The 19,954-nt window shown below is 38.3% G+C and carries 20 protein-coding genes and 1 riboswitch; of the genes, 11 read left to right on the top strand and 9 right to left on the bottom strand.

The window, feature by feature from the left end; all coding sequences use genetic code 11:
* Positions 1–30: 30 nt before the first annotated feature.
* Positions 31–591 carry a peptide-methionine (S)-S-oxide reductase MsrA gene (gene msrA, locus AC27H3_RS01720; RefSeq protein WP_487103216.1) on the bottom strand — a complete coding sequence of 187 codons (561 nt, stop codon included), beginning with the start codon at positions 589–591 and terminating at the stop codon, positions 31–33.
* A 417-nt stretch (positions 592–1,008) separates the two neighbouring features.
* Entirely contained in the window at positions 1,009–2,130 is a 1,122-nt protein-coding gene (locus tag AC27H3_RS01715) for a DUF3083 family protein (protein ID WP_487103215.1), read from the bottom strand.
* A 147-nt stretch (positions 2,131–2,277) separates the two neighbouring features.
* On the opposite strand from AC27H3_RS01715, the gene AC27H3_RS01710 reads away from it, so the two are divergent.
* Positions 2,278–2,499 carry a DUF3820 family protein gene (locus tag AC27H3_RS01710; protein WP_487103213.1) on the top strand — a complete coding sequence of 74 codons (222 nt, stop codon included), beginning with the start codon at positions 2,278–2,280 and terminating at the stop codon, positions 2,497–2,499.
* A 152-nt stretch (positions 2,500–2,651) separates the two neighbouring features.
* Here AC27H3_RS01710 and AC27H3_RS01705 read toward each other — a convergent pair whose 3' ends face one another.
* From AC27H3_RS01705 to moaA, 7 genes are all read right to left on the bottom strand, one after another.
* Entirely contained in the window at positions 2,652–3,398 is a 747-nt protein-coding gene (locus tag AC27H3_RS01705; protein ID WP_487103211.1) for a HesA/MoeB/ThiF family protein, read from the bottom strand.
* A complete protein-coding gene (gene modC / locus AC27H3_RS01700; RefSeq protein ID WP_487103209.1) occupies positions 3,391–4,572 on the bottom strand; it encodes a molybdenum ABC transporter ATP-binding protein in 1,182 nt (393 codons plus the stop codon). Before modC ends, AC27H3_RS01705 begins: the two co-directional genes overlap by 8 nt.
* The gene (gene modB, locus AC27H3_RS01695; protein ID WP_487103207.1) at positions 4,569–5,276 is read right to left on the bottom strand and encodes a molybdate ABC transporter permease subunit; all 708 of its coding nucleotides are present in this window, start codon (positions 5,274–5,276) and stop codon (positions 4,569–4,571) included. Before modB ends, modC begins: the two co-directional genes overlap by 4 nt.
* A 1-nt stretch (position 5,277) precedes the next feature.
* Positions 5,278–6,099, bottom strand: a complete 822-nt coding sequence (modA, locus tag AC27H3_RS01690) for a molybdate ABC transporter substrate-binding protein (RefSeq protein ID WP_487103205.1) — start codon at positions 6,097–6,099, stop codon at positions 5,278–5,280.
* Positions 6,100–6,161: 62 nt separating this feature from the next.
* The gene (gene moaB / locus AC27H3_RS01685; RefSeq protein WP_487103203.1) at positions 6,162–6,692 is read right to left on the bottom strand and encodes a molybdenum cofactor biosynthesis protein B; all 531 of its coding nucleotides are present in this window, start codon (positions 6,690–6,692) and stop codon (positions 6,162–6,164) included.
* On the bottom strand, positions 6,685–7,302 hold the full coding sequence (locus AC27H3_RS01680; protein WP_487103201.1) for a molybdenum cofactor guanylyltransferase: 618 nt from the start codon (positions 7,300–7,302) through the stop codon (positions 6,685–6,687). The genes moaB and AC27H3_RS01680 overlap by 8 nt, the downstream gene beginning before the upstream one ends.
* The gene (moaA, locus tag AC27H3_RS01675; RefSeq protein ID WP_487103199.1) at positions 7,302–8,273 is read right to left on the bottom strand and encodes a GTP 3',8-cyclase MoaA; all 972 of its coding nucleotides are present in this window, start codon (positions 8,271–8,273) and stop codon (positions 7,302–7,304) included. Before moaA ends, AC27H3_RS01680 begins: the two co-directional genes overlap by 1 nt.
* Positions 8,260–8,412, bottom strand: a riboswitch (molybdenum cofactor riboswitch). (Overlaps the previous gene by 14 nt.)
* A gap of 167 nt (positions 8,413–8,579) precedes the next feature.
* On the opposite strand from moaA, the gene moeA reads away from it, so the two are divergent.
* From moeA to thrB, 10 genes are all read left to right on the top strand, one after another.
* Positions 8,580–9,815, top strand: coding sequence for a molybdopterin molybdotransferase MoeA (gene moeA, locus AC27H3_RS01670; protein ID WP_487103197.1), 1,236 nt, complete (start codon positions 8,580–8,582; stop codon positions 9,813–9,815).
* A 117-nt stretch (positions 9,816–9,932) separates the two neighbouring features.
* Complete coding sequence (locus AC27H3_RS01665; RefSeq protein WP_487103195.1) at positions 9,933–10,679, top strand: alpha/beta fold hydrolase; 747 nt, start codon at positions 9,933–9,935, stop codon at positions 10,677–10,679.
* A 107-nt stretch (positions 10,680–10,786) separates the two neighbouring features.
* Positions 10,787–12,178 (top strand): ATP-dependent RNA helicase DbpA, encoded by a 1,392-nt coding sequence (gene dbpA, locus AC27H3_RS01660; RefSeq protein WP_487103193.1) that lies wholly within the window; start codon positions 10,787–10,789, stop codon positions 12,176–12,178.
* Between the two features lie 175 nt (positions 12,179–12,353).
* On the top strand, positions 12,354–12,773 hold the full coding sequence (locus AC27H3_RS01655; RefSeq protein WP_487103191.1) for a YebG family protein: 420 nt from the start codon (positions 12,354–12,356) through the stop codon (positions 12,771–12,773).
* A gap of 110 nt (positions 12,774–12,883) precedes the next feature.
* A complete protein-coding gene (locus AC27H3_RS01650; RefSeq protein ID WP_487103189.1) occupies positions 12,884–13,612 on the top strand; it encodes a M48 family metallopeptidase in 729 nt (242 codons plus the stop codon).
* 706 nt (positions 13,613–14,318) lie between these two features.
* Positions 14,319–14,684 carry a response regulator gene (locus tag AC27H3_RS01645; RefSeq protein WP_487103187.1) on the top strand — a complete coding sequence of 122 codons (366 nt, stop codon included), beginning with the start codon at positions 14,319–14,321 and terminating at the stop codon, positions 14,682–14,684.
* Positions 14,681–15,289, top strand: coding sequence for a chemotaxis protein (locus tag AC27H3_RS01640; RefSeq protein ID WP_487103185.1), 609 nt, complete (start codon positions 14,681–14,683; stop codon positions 15,287–15,289). Before AC27H3_RS01645 ends, AC27H3_RS01640 begins: the two co-directional genes overlap by 4 nt.
* Before the next feature lie 2 nt (positions 15,290–15,291).
* Positions 15,292–16,236, top strand: a complete 945-nt coding sequence (locus AC27H3_RS01635; RefSeq protein ID WP_487103183.1) for a GGDEF domain-containing protein — start codon at positions 15,292–15,294, stop codon at positions 16,234–16,236.
* A gap of 264 nt (positions 16,237–16,500) precedes the next feature.
* Complete coding sequence (gene thrA / locus AC27H3_RS01630) at positions 16,501–18,957, top strand: bifunctional aspartate kinase/homoserine dehydrogenase I (protein ID WP_487103181.1); 2,457 nt, start codon at positions 16,501–16,503, stop codon at positions 18,955–18,957.
* The gene (thrB, locus tag AC27H3_RS01625) at positions 18,957–19,934 is read left to right on the top strand and encodes a homoserine kinase (protein ID WP_487103179.1); all 978 of its coding nucleotides are present in this window, start codon (positions 18,957–18,959) and stop codon (positions 19,932–19,934) included. The genes thrA and thrB overlap by 1 nt, the downstream gene beginning before the upstream one ends.
* The last annotated feature ends 20 nt before the right edge of the window (positions 19,935–19,954 follow it).

Below are 19,954 nucleotides of genomic sequence, written 5' to 3'. Positions count from 1 at the left end.
AAACATTTACTTGCCTGAAAACTTTGACACTTAACTTGCTTGAGGTATTAAGTCTTCATCTTTTAATAGATAAGAGAATTCATTTAAGAACTTTTGTATTTTTCTCACGACCACTAACTGGCAATATTTATTTTCTGGGTTGTTAGTAAAGTAATCTTGATGATAACTTTCAGCGCTATAAAAGTTATTAGCGGCCTTCACTGAAGTAACAATAGGCTGATCAAAAGCTTGTTTGTTAGTTAACTCTGCAATTCGAGCGATAGCTAATTTTTGCTGAGCTTGATTGTGAAACAAAATTGTTGAGCGATATTGGCTACCAATATCATCGCCTTGACGGTTGATCGCTGTAGGATCGTGTATGGCAAAAAACACGGTTAATATTTGTTCAACGCTAAGTTGCTCAGGAGAAAATGTGATTTGAACTACTTCTGCATGATTAGTCGTGCCAGTACAAACCTGTTCATAGCTTGGGTTTTCAATATCGCCATCAGCATAACCACTGGTTACAGAAACAACGCCTTTAATTCGGGCGAAAATATTCTCAATACACCAAAAACAGCCAGCGCCTAAAGTTATTTTTTCGATGCTCATTTTCTTTTCCTCTTCACTATTGCTAGTGAACAACATAATTACGTGATGAAAACATAAGACGTTTAGACGTCTATGTGTTTAACTTTTTCAGAAGATATCACCTAGCCGTTTAGATGTCTATATGTTTTGTGAGTTAATTTATTAAATAATTTATCCGTTAAATTGATTTGATAAGGACTCTTGTCGCTGAGTCATTGTTGAAGTGGTACTAAAGTGAGCGTGTATAAAGCAAAAAAACAAATTCTAGAGTTTGTTTTTTATTTAGCGAGCTTTAGGAAGGAGAATAGTTTTTTTTATGACAAATTTATGACATTTTTACGCGCTTATTTAAGCTTATACTTTAAAGCCAATAAGAGTAAACATAGAGAACCTAGTGCCTTAGTTAGCACTAGGTTTACAATATGAAATTAGAAAAAATTAATCTGAGGTTAGATTAAAAGCAATATGCTGATGAAAGCGTAAAGTTAGTTCATCTTTTGCTGTTGGAAGCTCTAATTCAGTCGCTAATAAACGCATAGCTTGTTCAATTTGATTAACAAATTTAGCATAGTTTTGTTCTTCGCCATTCTCACTGTTAGCAACAAATATAAACTGAACATTATCAACTAGTTCAGCTGCCTGCCATCGACTAACTATGCCACAAGGACTCTGGTTTGGGTTGTAGCCTAACATTTGTAATTCGCCTACTTTAGAGACTAAATCATGTAAGCTGTTTCTAACAATTGGGACTAATCCATTTGCGATTAAAGCACCATTGTTCAAGTTAAAACGTTTCGCCACTAAAGAAAAAGTATCTGTTAGGTAAGTATAAAGCGGGTTGTAAGGATCTTTTGCTGTAGCGTCAATATCTACCAATTGCGAAATTCTATGATCAAGTGTTAAGTCGATAATGGCATAGGTGATAGAAGCTACATTGTTAGGCAAATCAACATTTTCGCTTGAATACCTTTGGGCAATAGGTCTAAATTTATGTGCTGTACTTGTATTGCAGCCTTTGTTTTTAGCAAAAATATCATAGGTTAAATGCTGATGATCACGCATACGTATTTCGCTTAATGGTAGCTTAATTTTTTCTGCAAAACTTTGGAGTAGGGCTTTAACCCTTTGGTGAAAACTGGCCGCACCAATTCTAATCTCAGTACCTGAAGCTAAAAACAACAAGGTGATTTTCTTTGCTCTGACATTGGCGTCAAAAAACGAATTTTGTAATACGTGTTGATTTGGATCGTAATAAAATATGATTTGTTGTTTTGTTTGCCACTGATGCATTTCTTGGCTATAACGCACTCTCACTAATTTGTTGTTCGCTACGAGTATGCTATTTTTAATGCCGCTTTCATCGCTTAGTGTAAACAATAACTTAGCTAACGCTTGATAGCAGCCATAATAATTATTGCTGCCGTCTTTTGCTATTTGTGCAGGCAAGCTTGCGAGTAATTCGTCTGTTAAAGCAAATTCAGCCAAGATATACTGATTGTCGCGTGCATTAGTTGGTATATAAGTTTTAGCGGCTGCATTACGCTTCCTAACTATTGACATCATAATTCCTTGTATCAAATTTAGGTATCACACTGATACCAATTCGTTAATATGATGTGATTATAAGCAGCAGACATGACATTTTTATGTCAGTAAATTAAGCAATAATAAATAATATATGAGGGCTCGGTTGAGCAAACAAACTTTATGTCGGTAGAAAATAATGCAGAATTAATTGCTGCGATTAATCAAATAATGCCCTTTGGGAAATATAGTGGCAGAAAGTTACTTCAATTACCCGAACCATATTTAGTTTGGTTTCATGCTAAGGGCTTACCTGAGGGCAAACTTGGCGAGCAGTTAGCACTTATTTATGAAGTAAAACTTAATGGCTTAGAGGATATGTTAAGGCCTTTGTTAAGAAGTTAAGCGCTAATCCAGTATTACGGTAGCACTAATCAGTTTAAAACTCTTAGCGCTACGCTGAGCGCTAGGGGCTTATTTAACTTAAAGAGGTATAATTGAGCTTAATGGCTTTATTGTTATGTTAGTTTTGTCTTATTGACCATGCTAAGCTTGAATTACCCTGCGCAAATAGGGCACTTTTGCTGTTTCTTTAAAGCAAATTGTTGCCATGAATTATTTAAACCATCGAAAATATTTAATTGATTAGTTTTCACAGTATTACCGGTTAAAAACTTAATGGCTTGCAAAGCTTGCATACCGCCGATAACCGCGAGTACTGGCCCTAATATGCCTAGGGTTTGGCAGTTATTATCAGGGGCTTTTTTCTCTGCAGGAAATAAGCATTGATAACAGGCGCTGTCTACTTGGTTTGGATTTACAAACATAAATTGACCGTCAAACCCTGTTGCAGCGCCAATAATTAAGGGTTTTTTATGTTCGATACACTTTTGATTGATTAAATAGCGTGTATTTATGTTATCAGTGCAATCAAGTACCAAATCGACTAATGGCAAATAATAGTCGGCAAGCTCAGCGTCGAGCATTTCATCGAGCACTTCAATGTTGGTACTCGTATTAAGTTGCTGGAGTTTTTCGGCGGCTATATCAGCTTTGTTTGTGCCAATATCATGTTCATTAAACAATATTTGTCGATGTAGGTTACTTATATCAATAGTGTCGCCATCAACCAAATAGATATTACCAATGCCAGCGGCATTCAAATAAGCACTTACAGGGTTACCCAAACCGCCAATGCCAACAATTAAAACGCGTGCATTCTTTAACGCTTGCTGGCCTTGTTCGCCAATGCCTTTCAACATGGTTTGTCGACTGAAACGTAATTTTTCGTTTGCACTAAGCATGAGTTATTGAGCCTGTATAATGATAGCTATGTACCGCATTAGCTTTAAACTGAAGATAGATGTTGGCGTTGACTACTAGCGCCATACGTTTTGCTGACCATAAACTTATTTGTGCATAGAAAACCTGCTCTGCACATTTGAGGGCAATTAAAGCATTAGTATTATTGTAATCAATAGCGGTAATGGTTGCTGGTAAATGATTCACAATTGAGCTGTGCTCTGGTTCGGTTAAACAGAGACTGATGTCCCGAGCGTGAATCATACAAGGGAGTTGCTGACCTATTAAGCTTTCTTCATCTGAGTGCTGAGAATTGAGTGCAAGTAATGGCAAATAAATACTTTGCTCAGTGTCTAATAATCCAGAAAATTTCAGTCGTGTCAGGCCGTATTTAGGTAAATGTTCAGCAATGGTTAGCGACAAGCTCGTTTTTACGCTAGTTTCACCACGGCTGTTTAAGTAATGAATAGCCTGATGAATTGGCGCTACATGGCTTATTTTTCCAGCTGAAACTATCACTAATTGCTCCGCTATATATTGCAATTCACTTAAACTGTGGCTGACATAAAGCATGGGTAATTGTAGTTGCTGCTGAATGGTTCTTAAAAATGTCAGCATTTGTGATTTTGTCGTTTTATCGAGCGCACTAAATGGCTCGTCTAATAACAGCAATTTAGGCTCAGCGAGTAAAGCTCGAGCAATGGATACTCTTTGTTTTTCACCGCCAGAAAGTTGCGATACATTTTGGTACTGCAATGATGTTAATTGCGTTAACGTCAGCACCTCTTCTATGGTTAGCTTAGGATTTTTACGTCGTTTTGCACCATAAGCGAGGTTCTCATAAACACTTAAATGAGGAAATAATCGACTGTCTTGAAAAACTAAGCCTATGTTTCTACTTTCAGCTTTAACAAAATCGCGTTTTTCACTGTTTTGTAGCGTTACTTCATTGAACGATACTTGGCCTTTTGCCTGTTTTTCAAGCCCGGCAATTACCCGCAGTAAAGTTGACTTTCCTGAGCCTGAATCGCCATAAATGCCAGTAATGTTATCGATACTAATATTTTGTTTAATGGCCGTTTCGAATTGACTAAATGAGACTGTAAAATCTAACGATAGAGTACTAATCGCATTGCTAAGCGTAGGCGAGTTATTTGGCAACGTTGAAAGGCTCATAACTTAGTAACTCGTTGCTTTTTGTTTAAGTTGCTATTTAAATGGTTACCCAATAAATACACCAAAGAAAGCAGTAATAAAGAGGCAATTAACAGCCCAGCAGAAAGTATATGAGCATTAGCATAATTAAAGGCTTCAACATGATCGAATAACGCGATAGACAGCACTCTTGTTTCACCAGGAATATTTCCGCCAATCATCAACACCACGCCAAACTCGCCAACGGTATGCGCAAAGCCTAATACGGTTGCGGTAATAAAACTGGCTTTGGTTAATGGAAAAACAATACTGAAAAATCGGTCTATTGGACTTGCGCCCAACATAGCGGCAGCTTCAAGGTGATGATCGCCTAATTGTTCAAAAGCTTTTTGCAAGGGTTGCACCACAAAGGGCAAAGAGTAGAGCACAGAGCCAATAACAATGGCGCTAAAACTAAAAGCAAGCTGGCTACCCGTTGCACTTTGCCATAGCTCACCAGGCAACGATGTCGGTGAAAACGCCAACAATAAATAAAAGCCTAATACCGTGGGTGGTAATACTAATGGCAAGGCAACTATCGCCTCAAAAAATACTTTAAAGCGACTTTGCCATTTTGCTAAATACCATGCCAGTGGCGTGCCTATCAGTAACAGAATAACGGTAGTCACGGCCGCCATTTTTAAGGTGGTAACAAGGGCGAGAATATCAGCTGAAATGTCAGTCATATTATAGCTTGGCCTCATCTAATGGGTTTGATGAAGTTACCGCTAAATAACCTAGACTTTGTAATTTTGCTTGGCTATTGGTCTGGAGAATATAGTCACTAATTTTTTTGGCTAGGGCGACTTGACGGCTAGATTTAATAATCACTAATTGTTGTGTTATTGGCTGATAGTAATGCGTTGGAATAATAACACCGCTGAGCTTATTCATCACCAGTTGACTATTCGCTACTATACCAAATGGAACGGCTTGGCTGCGAACCTGTTGAAAGGTTTGGTTGATGTTAATACCGGTAATTAAATTACTTTTAATTTTTGGCCATAAGGATAAGTAGGTAAGTGCTTGCTGAGCCGCTGCGCCATAAGGTGCAGTGTCAGGGGTGGCAATAGCCAATTTTCCTTCATAGTGTGTTAAGGCATTTAAATGACTAATTGGTTGAGTTGCCGACCACAAGGCTATTTGTCCTAGAGCATAAGTTTTGCGGCTATTTTCTAGGATTAAATGTGCTTGCTCAAGTAACTCTGGGCGTGTTGCATCAGCCGATAAAAATAAATCAAAAGGAGCACCGTGTTTTATTTGCAAATATAGCGTGCCAGTAGCTGCGCTAATAATTTGCAGGTTAAATTGCTCTTTATTTGGCAAGTCGGCTAGGAGTATTTTAAGTGCAGGGGCAAAATTGGCTGCTACGGCAATGCGTAAAGGCCCTGCTTGAGCCTTTTCTGTCATAGCAAAAGTTGCGTTGGTGAATAACATTAATCCGACCACACATAATGAGCTCAATTTTGATAAAAATGTTGGCATTAATTTACCCATGATCTTCAACATCGATATTTCTATAAGGTGTTTTTATAAGAGTTTTTTTATAAGTTATGTTCTAGCAATTAAGCTTATGTAACCTTTAAATGCGGCACAAAGTTACATGGGCGATGGCTAGCGTCTAATTGCTCAACAATTAATTTATCCCAAGCTGTTTTACACGCATTGGTTGAACCTGGGACCGACAAAATAACGGTACTATTTGCCATGCCACCAAAAGCACGAGATTGAATCGTTGAAGTGCCTATTTCGGTGAGAGATATTGCTCTAAATACTTCGCCAAAGCCTTCAATATTTTTATCGAATAAAGGCAATAGTGCTTCAGGGGTATTGTCTCTTGCCGTAAAACCCGTACCACCGGTAGTTAATATAACGTGTACATCATCACTGGCAATCCATTGAGAAACAACAGCACGTAATTGATATACATCGTCTTTTGAAATGGCTTTAGCGGCTAACTTATGACCCGCTGCCTGTAAACGTTCAACTAAGGCCTGCCCTGAAGTGTCGTTGTGTTCTTCGCGTGTATCTGAAACAGTTAATACTGCGATATTTAATGGTACGAAACCATCGCCACAATGGATAGAAGATTTGCTAGACATGAGATTTCCTTTGCAAAGATAAAAGTTGTTTAGCCTGTTGCCATTGCTCAGGCGTATTGGTGTTAAATAAACATTGACCGTTTTTAGGTGTAATTGCCTTGTGCGGCACTTGTGCGAGTAAACTGCGTACAGAAGGCCCTGATAAATTACGTTTACCGTGAGCCTTTTGTGTAGCTACTTGAGGCTTCATAACGGATAAAGGTTGTTGAAAAAATTGTTCAACAAAAGCATTTACTGGTAAGTACAACGGCAAGTAATGGTCAGTAAAATAACAAGCTCGTTGACTTAATTCGCCCGCCTGTTTTAACGCTGAGAGTTCGTTTGAGGTCATTAAGGGTAAATCAACCGGTAAGATTAACAGCGCTTGTGGTTTAAATTGTTCAATAATGCTTTGAATGCCGCCGAGCGGACCCATGTCAGCAACAAGATCGTTAATACCGCGTTCGCCGCCACTAACAATAACTTGCGAGCTTCCCACTGCGTTAAGTAGCGACTTACTATAACAGAGCATATCTTGATTTTTGCGCAGTAAATTAGCTTTGTTTTCGCCCATTCGAGAAGATTTCCCTCCCGCTAAAACAACCCCTAAACATGATTGAAATAGAGCCATTATCCGCCCAACATCGCAAGGTTCTTTGTAGCGCCAGTGAGCTTTTCATGTAAAAAGTGAGTTTGCTTTTTATCTGTTAGCATGCTGGTAATTGCCGCTTTTAGTGGTTCAACATCATCTGTTTGTAAATAGTCTTTTAACGATAAGCCTTGCTCGGTAAATAAACATAAATGCAATTTACCTAACGAACTTACGCGCAAACGATTACAGGTATTACAGAAATCTTTCGAATAAGGCATGATTAAGCCGATTTTACCGGCATAATCTGGATGATAAAATTCTTGTGCTGGTCCTGCTGTTTTATCGTTAATTACTGGCAACCAACCATCTAAAATTAAGTTCTGCTTTATACGAGAGCCTTGCACATGTTGCGCATCAAAAAACGCTTTATTATCGCCTGTTTGCATTAACTCAATAAAGCGTAATGTAACGGGTTTATCTTTTAACCAAGCTAAATAACTCGCAATATCGTAACCATTATATTCACGCATTAATACGGTGTTTATTTTAATGTCGACATTGCCGGCGTCGAGCGCCATATCAATACCTTTGAGGATATGATCAAGTTTGTCGTGGCCGGTAATAGCATGAAATTGTCTTGGGTCTAAACTGTCGATACTGATATTGATGGCATCAATACCTGCAGCTAGCCAAGCAGGTAAGTGCTCAGGAAGTTTATAGCCGTTTGTAGTAATAGCTACTTTCTTAATGCCAGGCGTTTGCTTACATTTTGCAATTATTTCAGGCAGGTCTTTACGCAGTGAAGGTTCACCGCCAGTAATACGAATTTTTTCCGTACCCATAGCTGAAAATGCTGAAGCTAAACGGGTTATTTCAGGCAAGGTTAAAAATTGTCTATCGTGATCACATTTATAACCATCGGGTAAGCAATAGCTACAACGAAAATTACAAACGTCAGTGATCGATAGGCGCAAGTAATAAAACTTGCGGCCGAAGTTGTCTGTTAACATGTCACCTTTCCAAAGTCGGGAGGCAAACAAGTTTCCTTGTTAACCCTGGCAAACTCAAGTTTAAAACTTGGTTTACGGCTTAAGTAGCATGCCTAAAATTATTAGGTGTAGCTAAGAAAGCTCGGCGAATAATAAATGATTAAATATTTTATATCATACAATGGCAAGCATAGTATGATTCGGCTTAATATAACAGATAAAGACCGTGGTTATGTTAAATAGTGTTCACTGATGGAAATATTATTGTTAACGTTCTTACTTAAATTTAATTTATGAATAAAATTTCAAAACTGGAAGCGTTTTATTATGGTTGATTGTTGCTCTGCACCCGGATTAATACCCTTTGAGCAAGCATTAGAGAATATGCTTGCCGCTATTAAGCCAATAACTGATGTTGAAAATATTACCCTAACTCAAGCATTGGGCCGGGTTTTATCAAACGATATTACGAGTCCGATTAATGTACCAGGGCACAATAACTCTGCTATGGACGGGTATGCATTTGCCCATGAAAGCTTGCAAAACCAACAAAGCTTAACATTAGTTGGGCGCTCTATGGCGGGTCAACCTTTTGAAGGTGAGTGTAAAAAAGGCCAGTGCATTCGTATTATGACTGGCGCTAAAATTCCCGCTGATTGTGACACGGTTGAAATGCAAGAAAACTGTCAAGTAGATGGTGAAAATATTCATTTTTTAGCACCTAGACATCTTGGCGATAATGTTAGATTAGCAGGCGAAGATATCAGTCGTGACCAAGTTGTATTTAAAACAGGACGTCGATTGTCAGCTATCGATATTGGCGTATTAGCATCACTTGGTATTAATGAATTAAGTGTTTATAGAAAACTTAATGTGGCTTTAATTGCTACTGGCGATGAATTAAAAGCCTTAGGACAACCGCTAGAGAGCGGCGATATTTTTGAAAGTAACAGTTATGCTTTATCAGCAATGCTTAAAAACCTTAACGTAAATGTAATTAATTTCGGGGTAATTGCAGATGATGAAAAGGCGATTAGAGAGGCATTTTTACAAGCCGATGCCCAAGCCGATGCGGTTATTTCTTCGGGTGGGGTCTCAGTGGGTGACGCCGACTATACTAAGTTAGTGCTTGAGCAAATTGGTGAAATAGCTTTTTGGAAAATAGCAATGAAACCCGGCAAGCCTTTCGCTTTTGGTAAACTTCCCAACAGTATTTTCTTTGGTCTACCGGGTAATCCTGTTTCGGCGATGGTTACCGCTGATTTATTGGCAATGCCAGCATTAATGAAGCTGCAAAACTACCAAACTCCCCCTGCAATAACTTTACGCGCAAAAACGGTAACTGATTTAAGAAAAGCACCAGGGCGTATGGATTTTCAGCGGGGTGTTTTATCTTATAACGGGCAAGGTGAGTTAATGGTAACTAGCACTGGCAACCAAGGTTCAGGCATATTAACCAGTATTGCTGCTGCTAATTGTTATATTGTTCTGCCAGCGGAGCAAGGTCGAGTTAAAGCGAATGCAACAGTGAATATTCGTTTATTTGAACGCTTTTTTGCTTGATCACTTTTATGACGTTATTTTCAGGAAATCACCGGTTAATGCTTTATAAATAACGTTTGTTAGTGATTGTTTATCTGTAATTATGTCAATTCCAATTTTAAAAAAGTAGGATTAAGTTTGTCAAAAGTCATTTACTTTATTCCCGGTACTATGTGCAATGAAAAGCTGTGGCAACCCGCTTGGCAATTGCTACAGCAGCAAAGTGTTGAATGTAACTGCGATTATCAGCTGATTCATTTAGTGATACCCAGTTCCGGTAGCATGGATGAAGTGGTTGCTAACTTGGCTAACAAAATAACCCACGATAATGCAATATTGGTTGGGTTTTCACTTGGCGGTTATATTGCGAGTGCAATCGCGTTAAAACTTGGCAATAAACTTAGGCATTTGCTCATAGTGTCAAACTTTCCGCAAAACCTGCCGGCAGCAGAAGTTAAGCAACGCCAACGAACGGTTAGTTGGATAAAGCAACGTGGTTACTCTGGCATTCCGGATAAGCGCATTGATGACTTGTTGCATCCAAATATTAAAGCGTTCAGTTTGTCTCGCTATCAAGATATTAAAAAAATTATTACCGCCATGGACCAAGAGCTTGGCGGAAATGTATTATTGCATCAAATTGAGGTCTCTTTGCTCAGGCCTGATTTATTGCCTTTATTGGCCAATTTAACCTTACCAATTACATTTCTTGTCGGTGATAAAGATAACTTAGTCGATCTTATTGCGTTAAGGGCAGAGTTAACACAAGCGCCTATTGTTGCAGAAAATATTACCATAGAAGACGTTGCTAATACCGGCCATATGTTACCGCTAGAGTCGCCAAAAGCCTTAGCGAAAGTACTCTCAAACCTAATAGTAAATTAAGCTTGTTTTTCATGCTTTTATTTTAACGACTAATATAATTGCGTAAAGCTGTGCTTGCGTGAGCGAAAGCGTGTAAAATAGCGACAATTATTTTTTACGTTAGGACTTTGACGTTGAGCGACAGCAAATTTTCATCACTTACCTTGCAATCTGCAATTTTAGAAAACCTTTCATCTCTTGGTTACCACGAGATGACAGAGATACAAGCTAAGAGCTTGCCGGCTATTTTAGCGGGGCAAGATGTTATTGCTCAAGGTAAAACAGGCTCTGGTAAAACAGCAGCCTTTGGCCTAGGTTTGTTAAATAAACTACAAGTTAAAAAGTTTAGAATTCAAACTTTAGTACTTTGTCCAACACGTGAATTAGCTGACCAAGTAGCTAAAGAAATTCGAAAACTAGCGCGTGCTATACATAACATTAAAGTGCTAACACTTTGCGGTGGCACACCTTTTGGACCACAAGTGGGCTCATTGGAGCACGGCGCGCATATAATTGTTGGTACACCGGGTAGAATTGAAGATCATTTAGGGCGTGGCACTTTGTCGCTAGAGCATGTTGATACACTCGTACTAGATGAAGCTGACCGTATGTTAGACATGGGTTTTCAAGCAGCTCTAGATAATATTATTGCGACCATGCCACAGCAAAGACAAACCTTATTGTTTAGTGCAACCTTCCCTGATCAAATACAAAAAATTGCCAATAAATACTTGCATTCGCCTGCGGTGATAAAAGTAGAATCGACTCATGAAAGCAGCACAATATCACAACACTTTTATCAAGTAGAAAGCGATGAAGATCGTCTGTTGGCTATTCGTTTACTGTTGTTAACACACAAGCCAGAGTCGAGCGTAATCTTTTGTAATACCAAAATTGAAACTCAAAATGTTGCGAACAAATTAGCCGCATACGGTTTTGGTGTTGTGGCATTGCATGGCGATTTGGAGCAAAAAGACCGAGATCAAACCTTAGTGCGTTTCGCAAATAAAAGTGCTTCAATACTGGTTGCCACAGATGTTGCGGCGCGTGGTTTAGATATTGAAGCGCTTGATGCGGTATTTAACTATAACCTTGCTCATGATACCGAAGTGCATGTGCATCGCATTGGCCGAACGGGGCGTGCAGGTAGTACTGGACAGGCGTTTACTTTGTTTAGTAATAAAGACAGGTATAAAATTGGTTTATTAGAAGATTATTTAGAGCGCACCATTGAAGGTGAAGAGCTCCCGAGTAGCGACGTGCTAGAGCAAAGCGTATTCAGCGCGAAAATGACCACAATACAAATCGATGGCGGCAAAAAGCAAAAAGTTAGGCCGGGTGATATTGTTGGCGCACTTACGGGCGAAAATGGTATTACATTTGAGCAAGTAGGGAAAATACAACTTGGTCCAAATTGGGCTTATGTGGCGGTTGAGAAAATGGTGGCAAGAAAAGCGTTAAACAAACTAACGCACGGTAAGCTAAAAGGCCGTACATTTAGAATACGCGAATTAAAGTAACTTAAATTTTTTACCTTATAAATTATCAGTTGCCAGATAACATTGTCTGGTAATTTGATAAAACTTAGGTATGATACTGTTAATATGTACAGTTATTGTTTGGATGTATACTGCGTGCTACAAATACATTTTGGCAATAACTAGAGTTTGGTAAATAGTTAAATAAGGGATAACAATGGCAGTTGAAAGTCGATTTGTCGTCATAAGACAAGGTGTGGAGGTAGAAACATTCATGGATAAAAAAGCCGCAGATGAATACGATAAAATGCTTGATATGGCAGACAATTTATCTGAAATGTTTGAACAAGCACCTGTAGAGCTTTCTGAAAGTATTCGTGAAGAGCTTGCTGTTTATTTAGCACAAAACCGAGATAACGTGCTTATTGCATTACAAGCTAAAAAAGCTAAAGCAGAGAGCAAAAAAGTTGTTGCGCCTAGCTCAAATAAAGCTAAAAACGAAACAGTAGAAAAAGCAGTAGAAAAAGTTGCTGAAGATACTGCTGAAGCACCAAGTGTTAGCACTGCTACTGAGACCGTTAAAAAAGCTAAGGCAACAAGTACTAAAGCAAAAGCGAAAGCTAAATCTGCTGCATAGTCGCTAACTTTTCGAGCACAATTAAGCGTATTTTCTGAAGTAAACCACCATACTTAGGTGTATTTAATTTGATTAACGCTCAGTTAAACTGGATGTAATATGGTGCTGTTTTGGAATATCAGTTAATACGCAGTGAGCGAAGAAAAACAATTGGCTTACAAGTTAAAAATGCTCAAGTTATTGTCAGAGCACCAACATTTGTTAAAACGTCGTATGTTGAAAGTTTAATCCAAGCTAAATTACAGTGGCTAAATCAAAAAGTTGCTGAACAACAGCAAAACTCTTTAGTAAATCCTTCTTTTAGCGAGCAATTTAAGCGTGAAAACGCTAAGCAACAGCCATCTGTTTTTATCGATGGCTTACCCCATCGCATTATTGTTAGCTTTGGTAGCCCAAATGTTATTCATGATCCACTTGAGCAAAGTTTAACGGTTATTATTAATAATCGTTACCATGCGCTCGGTTTGCATTGTGATATAACTGTGTCGAAAATTAAGTCGCAAATTGAGCGTTGGTTTAAAGTCAGCATTGAGAATTATCTCGCAAACCACTTAGCGCTTTTTTCAAACAAAATGTCATTGCACGCTTCATCAGTCAAAGTTAGAAAATACAAATCCCGATGGGGAAGTTGCAATAGCAGGGCTGAACTAAGCTTTAATTACTTACTAAAAATGCTACCAACGTGGGTAGTTGACTACGTTATTATTCATGAGTTATGCCATATTGAGTACATGAACCATTCGACAAAATTTTGGCAGCTGGTTGCTATATATTGTCCTGAATATAAAAACGCTAAAATTTGGATGCATCAAAATCAGCCCAATCTTAAATGGTCTTAGTCGCTTTAAAACTCTGATCACCTGACAGCCCTTCAAAAATAACAACCCTAAAGAAAGCTCCTAATGTATTATTCTAGCTATCTTTTCAATAAAAATGATTGGCACAAAATCTGCTTCTGTTTATTACTGAACAATTAAACAATTAAACAATTGAACAATTGAACAATTGAACAATTAAGCGATTAAAAAATCAAAACAATAAAATTTAATGTGCTTCAGTATCAATAATTACCCACAATTGTTGATTACATTGAAAGTTAGGGGATGATGATGAAATTAACAAATTACCGTTGGAAGGCAATAGGCATTTATTTGTTATCTGCAGTTATGTCAGTAACTTTTATTGAGTTATTAATAAACTTATAACCCGTATTGTTAGTTGCTTACGGGTACTTACTTTATGGAATTACAACCTGCACTAAATATAATTAAATGCGTTGAAATAAGAAAATACATTTAGTGGTAAGCTTATGAGCCCACAATGGTCTAAGCAATAATAAGAGGCAATAACTTACATTTTGCTAAAGCGCTATAGCTATAAACTTAATTAATAGCGCTAATATCAGTTTAAATATGTCACAAGTTAGTATTATTAGTTGCTAAAGTTGCATAAAAATGTCGCCTTTATGAGTTTTTCAATTAACAGCAGCGTAAATTTAAGGTAAATTAGGCGTTAATAAAAAAAATAATTAAGGAATCGCGCCAAATGAGTACCCGTGTTCTTATTTGTGATGACTCTAACTTAGCAAGAAAGCAAGTACTTAGAAGCCTTCCAGAAAACCTATCAACTGATGTGCAATTAGCTAAAGATGGCCAAGAAGCACTGGATATTTTACGTAATCAACAGATTGACATTCTTTTTCTTGATTTAACTATGCCTATTATTGATGGGCTGGGCGTACTTCAAGCATTACAAGATGAAGAGATTAGCCTGCCAGTGTTTGTTATTTCTGCCGATGTTCAACCAGAAATGCAAAACCGCGTATTAGCATTAGGTGCAAAAGCATTTTTGCGTAAACCGATAGAATTAGATACATTAAATGAACACTTAAAAAGTCACGGTTTCCTATGAACGCATTTGACTTAACAGAAGATCAACACGATTGTTTACAAGAGTTGATCAATGTCGCCATGGGGCAAGCGAGCGATCAACTTGCTCGATATTTAGATACCTTTGTGTATTTAAAAGTCCCTAGTATTGAACAAGTTCGCTCTGAGTTCTTATTCGACAGCCTTAATCATGACTTAAAAGCAACGTCGATTGTAAGCCAAGGCTTCTTTGGTTATGAAGGTATTCGTGGTGAAGCTTTGTTAATGTATCAACCACTTGATTCAAGCCGCTTAGCTGACTTACTTGGTTATGAAGCAGAAGAATTATCATTTGATGAACAAATGATAGATTTAAGTTCAATTTTAACAACGACTTTTTTGAATGTGTTTGCTAGTCAAATCGATAATCAAATGTCATACAGTGCCCCACGACTTTTATCGACAAATTTAAACACGATAAATCAGCACATTCAGCAGCAATCTTTTAATTGGGATTATGCACTAAAAGTGAGAATAAGTTACCAAGTAACAGATTACTCATTCAATTGTGACATGGTACTGCTAATACCTGAAGAAGCTATTAGTAATATTAAAGCAGTTATTGATCGCATACTGGCAGACTTTTAAAAATGTTAGATAACCTTTTTGCAGACCTGCCAAATCGTCTTAATACCGGCATTTTAATTTTAGATAAAAACTTTAATATTCTTATGTGGAATCGGTTTTTAGAGGTACATGCCAATAAAAGCGATAAACAAGTTGTTGGTAAAAGTATTTTTACTATTTTTCCTGAATTACCTAGGAAGTGGTTTGAACGAAAACTCTCAAGCGTAATACAATTAAAGAATCAAACTTTTTGTGGCTGGGAGCAACGACATCACCTTTTTGAACTTTCTCACTCTCGGCCAATTACTACAGACAGCGACTTTATGGCGCAAAACTGCACTTTTTTACCTATTGAGGTTGAAGGTGAAGTTGAGCGTATTTGTATTCTAATAGAAGATGTTACCGATGTTTGCCACTACCAAACACAACTCAATAAAGCATTAAATGAATTAGCGTTATCTAATCGAATAGACGGCTTAACCCAAGCGTTTAATCGAAAGCATTGGGAAGAATGCTTAGCCTCTGAATTCTCACGTGCTAATCGTTATAAGCAAGAACTCGCTTTAGTGATGTTAGATTTAGATCAGTTTAAGCTTTTAAATGATACCTATGGTCATCAGGGAGGCGATAAGGTACTCATTGAAACGACAGAAGTCATTAATGAACTATTACGCATGGGGGATTTATTTGGTCGCTATGGTGGCGAAGAATTTGCTGTAATTTTGCCTAATACAGAATTGACAGGCGCACACGATGTAGCTGAGCGAATACGTAAAACTATAGAAAATAACGCTATTGAGTATCAAGGGGAAAACATTAATGTAACGGTTAGTATAGGTATTGCCGTTATGAATGAATATGATGCCCGCTATGAAGACATTATTAGTCGAGCAGATATAGCTTTATATAAAGCAAAAAACTCAGGTCGAAACCAAGTTTGTGTCGCTAAAGAACGAAACGTTTCCTGAATACTTTTAGAAAATATTCACTCTTCCTAACTTTTATACATATATTAGTTTTTTTTATTCATAAAAAGCAGTTGACACAAAAAATCATATCAGGCACTTTATACCTATGAATATTCTATTTCGTCGCAACATTACAATTATTACCATTACCACCCTCACCGGGATGGTGGTCATCGGCTGACGTGTAGAATTTAGCAATTTTATAAAGCCCGTGACCATTTAGGTTACGGGCTTTTTTGTTTTTTAGGGTTTAAAGGGGTAAAAATGCGTGTATTAAAATTTGGTGGTTCGTCATTGGCTTCAGGGCAACGTTTTATTGAAGTTGCGAACATCATCAAAAACAAAAGCCAGTCATCTCGTCTTGCAGTAGTTGTATCTGCGCCACAAGGGGTGACTAATCACTTGGTGGCCATGGCAGAAAATATTTCTAACGAAGATAAGTTGAAAAGTGACTTATTGCATTTTAAACACGCTATTGAAAACATTATTCAAGACTTATCAGCCACTTTACCTAGCTTTTGTCCACAACACAGTGAGCAAGCTCTTGCCACTTGGGAACATCAATTAAGCCGGTACTTGCACGGTGCAACATTACTTTCTTTTTGTCCTGAACATGTTCGTGCTCGTATTATTAGTATTGGTGAGCGTCTAAGCGTTGCGTTATTGCAGTCTGTATTAGCTGTTGATGCAATCGAAGCTAGCGTCATTGAACCAGAAAAGTTTTTACGCACCAACGATGTTGCTATGAATGCCGTGGCAGATTTAGTGTTATGTAAAGAGAAGTTCCAAAATAACTATAGTGATCTTAATAATATTGCACTTATGCCAGGTTTTATCGGTGTTGACAGCAGTGGTAATGTTACAACATTGGGTCGTAATGGTTCAGATTACTCTGCTGCGGTTTTAGCGGTATGTAGCGAGGCAGAGTACTGTGAAATATGGACAGATGTTGATGGCGTATATAATGCCGACCCACGTTTGATCAAAGAAGCGCAACTTTTAGATTACTTGTCTTATCAAGAAGCAATGGAATTATCTTATTTTGGTGCGAGTGTTCTTCACCCGAAAACGATTGGTCCTATTGCTCAACATCATATTCCTTGTCTTATTAAAAATACGGGTAATCCTGATGCGCCAGGTACGTTAATCGCGAATGAAAACGATCAACAAAAACGCGTAAAAGCTATTTCAAACCTTGACGACTTAACGATGGTTAACGTTTCAGGCCCCGGTATGAAAGGTATGGTAGGCATGGCTAGTCGTGTTTTTGCCACTATGAGCCGTGAAAATATCTCGTTAATTTTAATCAGCCAATCTTCAAGTGAATATTGTATCAGTTTCTGTATTTATTCTTCTGATGCCGAGAAAGCAGAGCAAAGTCTGCAAGAAGAATTTGAATTAGAGTTATTAAATGGTTTATTAGAGCCACTTTCGCTTACTCACGAATTATCTATTGTGTCGTTAGTTGGTGATGGTATGCATCATCAGCAAGGTGTTGCCGCTAAATTTTTCAGCTCGCTGGCACAGGCACGTGTTAACGTTGTAGCGATTGCGCAAGACTCGTCAGAGCGCAGTATTTCTGTGGTTATTGAAAGCAGAAAATGTACCGATGCAATGAAAGTGAGTCATCAAAACTTTTTCTCACACAAACCAGCAATCGATGTGTTTTTGGTTGGATGTGGCGTGGTTGGCAGTGAGTTGTTAGCTCAAATTGCGCGCCAACAAGAAAAACTTACCGCCGATAATATAGCGCTTAACGTTTATGGTTTAGCAAACAGTAAAGGCATGGTGTTTAATCGTGATGGAATTGATGTAGCAAATTGGCAAGCGAATATTGGCGAGAAAGCTGTGCCAGTAACGGTAGAAAACCTTAAACAGTTTGTCCGTGAAAATCATTTAATCAACCCAGTATTGGTTGATTGTACTTCTAACGAAGCGCTAGCTTTACAATATGTTGATTATTTAGAAGCTGGATTTAATGTTGTAACGCCAAATAAAAAAGCCAATACAGACTCTTGGGAATATTACCAGGCGTTGCGCACAGCCGCTCAAAAAACTAATCGTCGATTCTTATATGAAACAACGGTTGGTGCAGGTTTGCCGGTAATTGATACCTTACAAAACTTGTTAAAAGCAGGTGATGAGTTAGTGCGTTTTGAAGGCGTATTATCAGGGTCGTTATCTTATATATTTGGTAAGCTTGATGAGGGCATGACATTATCTCAAGCTACTACGTTAGCGAAAGAGCAGGGCTTTACTGAGCCAGATCCTCGTGATGATCTTAGTGGTATGGACGTTGCGCGCAAGCTACTCATTATGGCACGTGAAGCAGGTATGGCATTAGAGTTAACGGATATTACCATTGAACCAGTGCTAGACCCGTCATTTGATGACAGTGGTGATGTAGCAACCTTTATGAGCAACTTACCGACACTTGACAAGGCATTTGCTGAGCGTATTGCTACAGCGAAAGCTGAAGGGAAAGTATTAAGATACATTGGTAATATTGTTGATGGAAAATGTCAGGTGTCTATTGAAGCTGTTGGCGCTGATCACCCATTATATAGCATTAAAGATGGCGAAAATGCCTTAGCGGTTCATAGTCGCTATTATCAACCGTTACCTTTTGTTTTACGTGGCTATGGCGCTGGCGCTGCAGTTACCGCTGCCGGTGTTTTCGGTGATATGTTAAGAACTTTAGCATGGGAGCAACAACACTAATGAGTGTATCTGTATTTGCACCGGCATCAATAGGTAATGTTAATGTTGGTTTTGATGTTTTAGGCCTAGCAGTTAAACCTGTTGATGGCACATTACTTGGCGATGTTGTAACAGTGACGCACAGTAATGACGGCGACCAAATAGAAGTAACAGGTGATTTTGCTAAAAAATTACCTAGCGACGTAAAGCAAAATATCGTTTGGCATTGTTTACTGTTATTCAATAAAGAATTGTTAGCCAATGAACAAACTATTGCAGCTGTTAAACTTACTTTAGACAAGCGCATGCCTGTAGGTAGCGGGCTGGGCTCTAGCGCTTGTTCTGTAGTAGCGGCTATTGCTGGCTTAAATGCTTTTTATGAAAAATACCATCAGTTTAGTTTTTCTGAGCAAGCTTTATTAAAAATGATGGGACAAATGGAAGCGCAAATTAGTGGTAGTCTACACTATGATAATGTTGCGCCTTGTTATTTAGGTGGTATGCAGTTGATGGTGCCTAATCCTGAAATAATTACCCGTAATTTGCCACAGTTTGACGATTGTTATTTTGTTATGGCATATCCAGGTATTGAAGTATCAACAAAAGCATCCAGAGAAATATTACCAGCGTCATATTCTCGTGCAGACTTAATTAGTTTTGGACAAAACTTAGCAACATTTGTCGATGCTTGTCATCGTGGTGATAAAGCCCAAGCATTTTCAGTGCTAACCGACGTGGTTGCAGAGCCTTATCGTAAATCAATTTTACCCGGTTATAGCGATGCAGCGCGTTACTTAACCCAAGAAGGTTGTTTAGCGGTGGGTATTTCAGGCTCAGGCCCAACCCTTTTTTGCGTGACAGACGATGAAGAAAAAGCGAAGAAGTTTGCAAACTGGCTAAACGAAAATTACTTACAAACATCAGCAACAGGTAAAAGTGAAGGATTTGTTCATATTTGCCAAGCTGATACTCAAGGTGCAATGTGTTTACCTGAGTGAGTTATTAGTTCAGCTTGCTA

The organism is Colwellia sp. NW0002-52-1 (assembly GCF_057550865.1).
The sequence above is the reverse complement of the archived record's forward strand: the minus strand, read 5'-3'. Positions and strand labels throughout refer to the sequence as shown.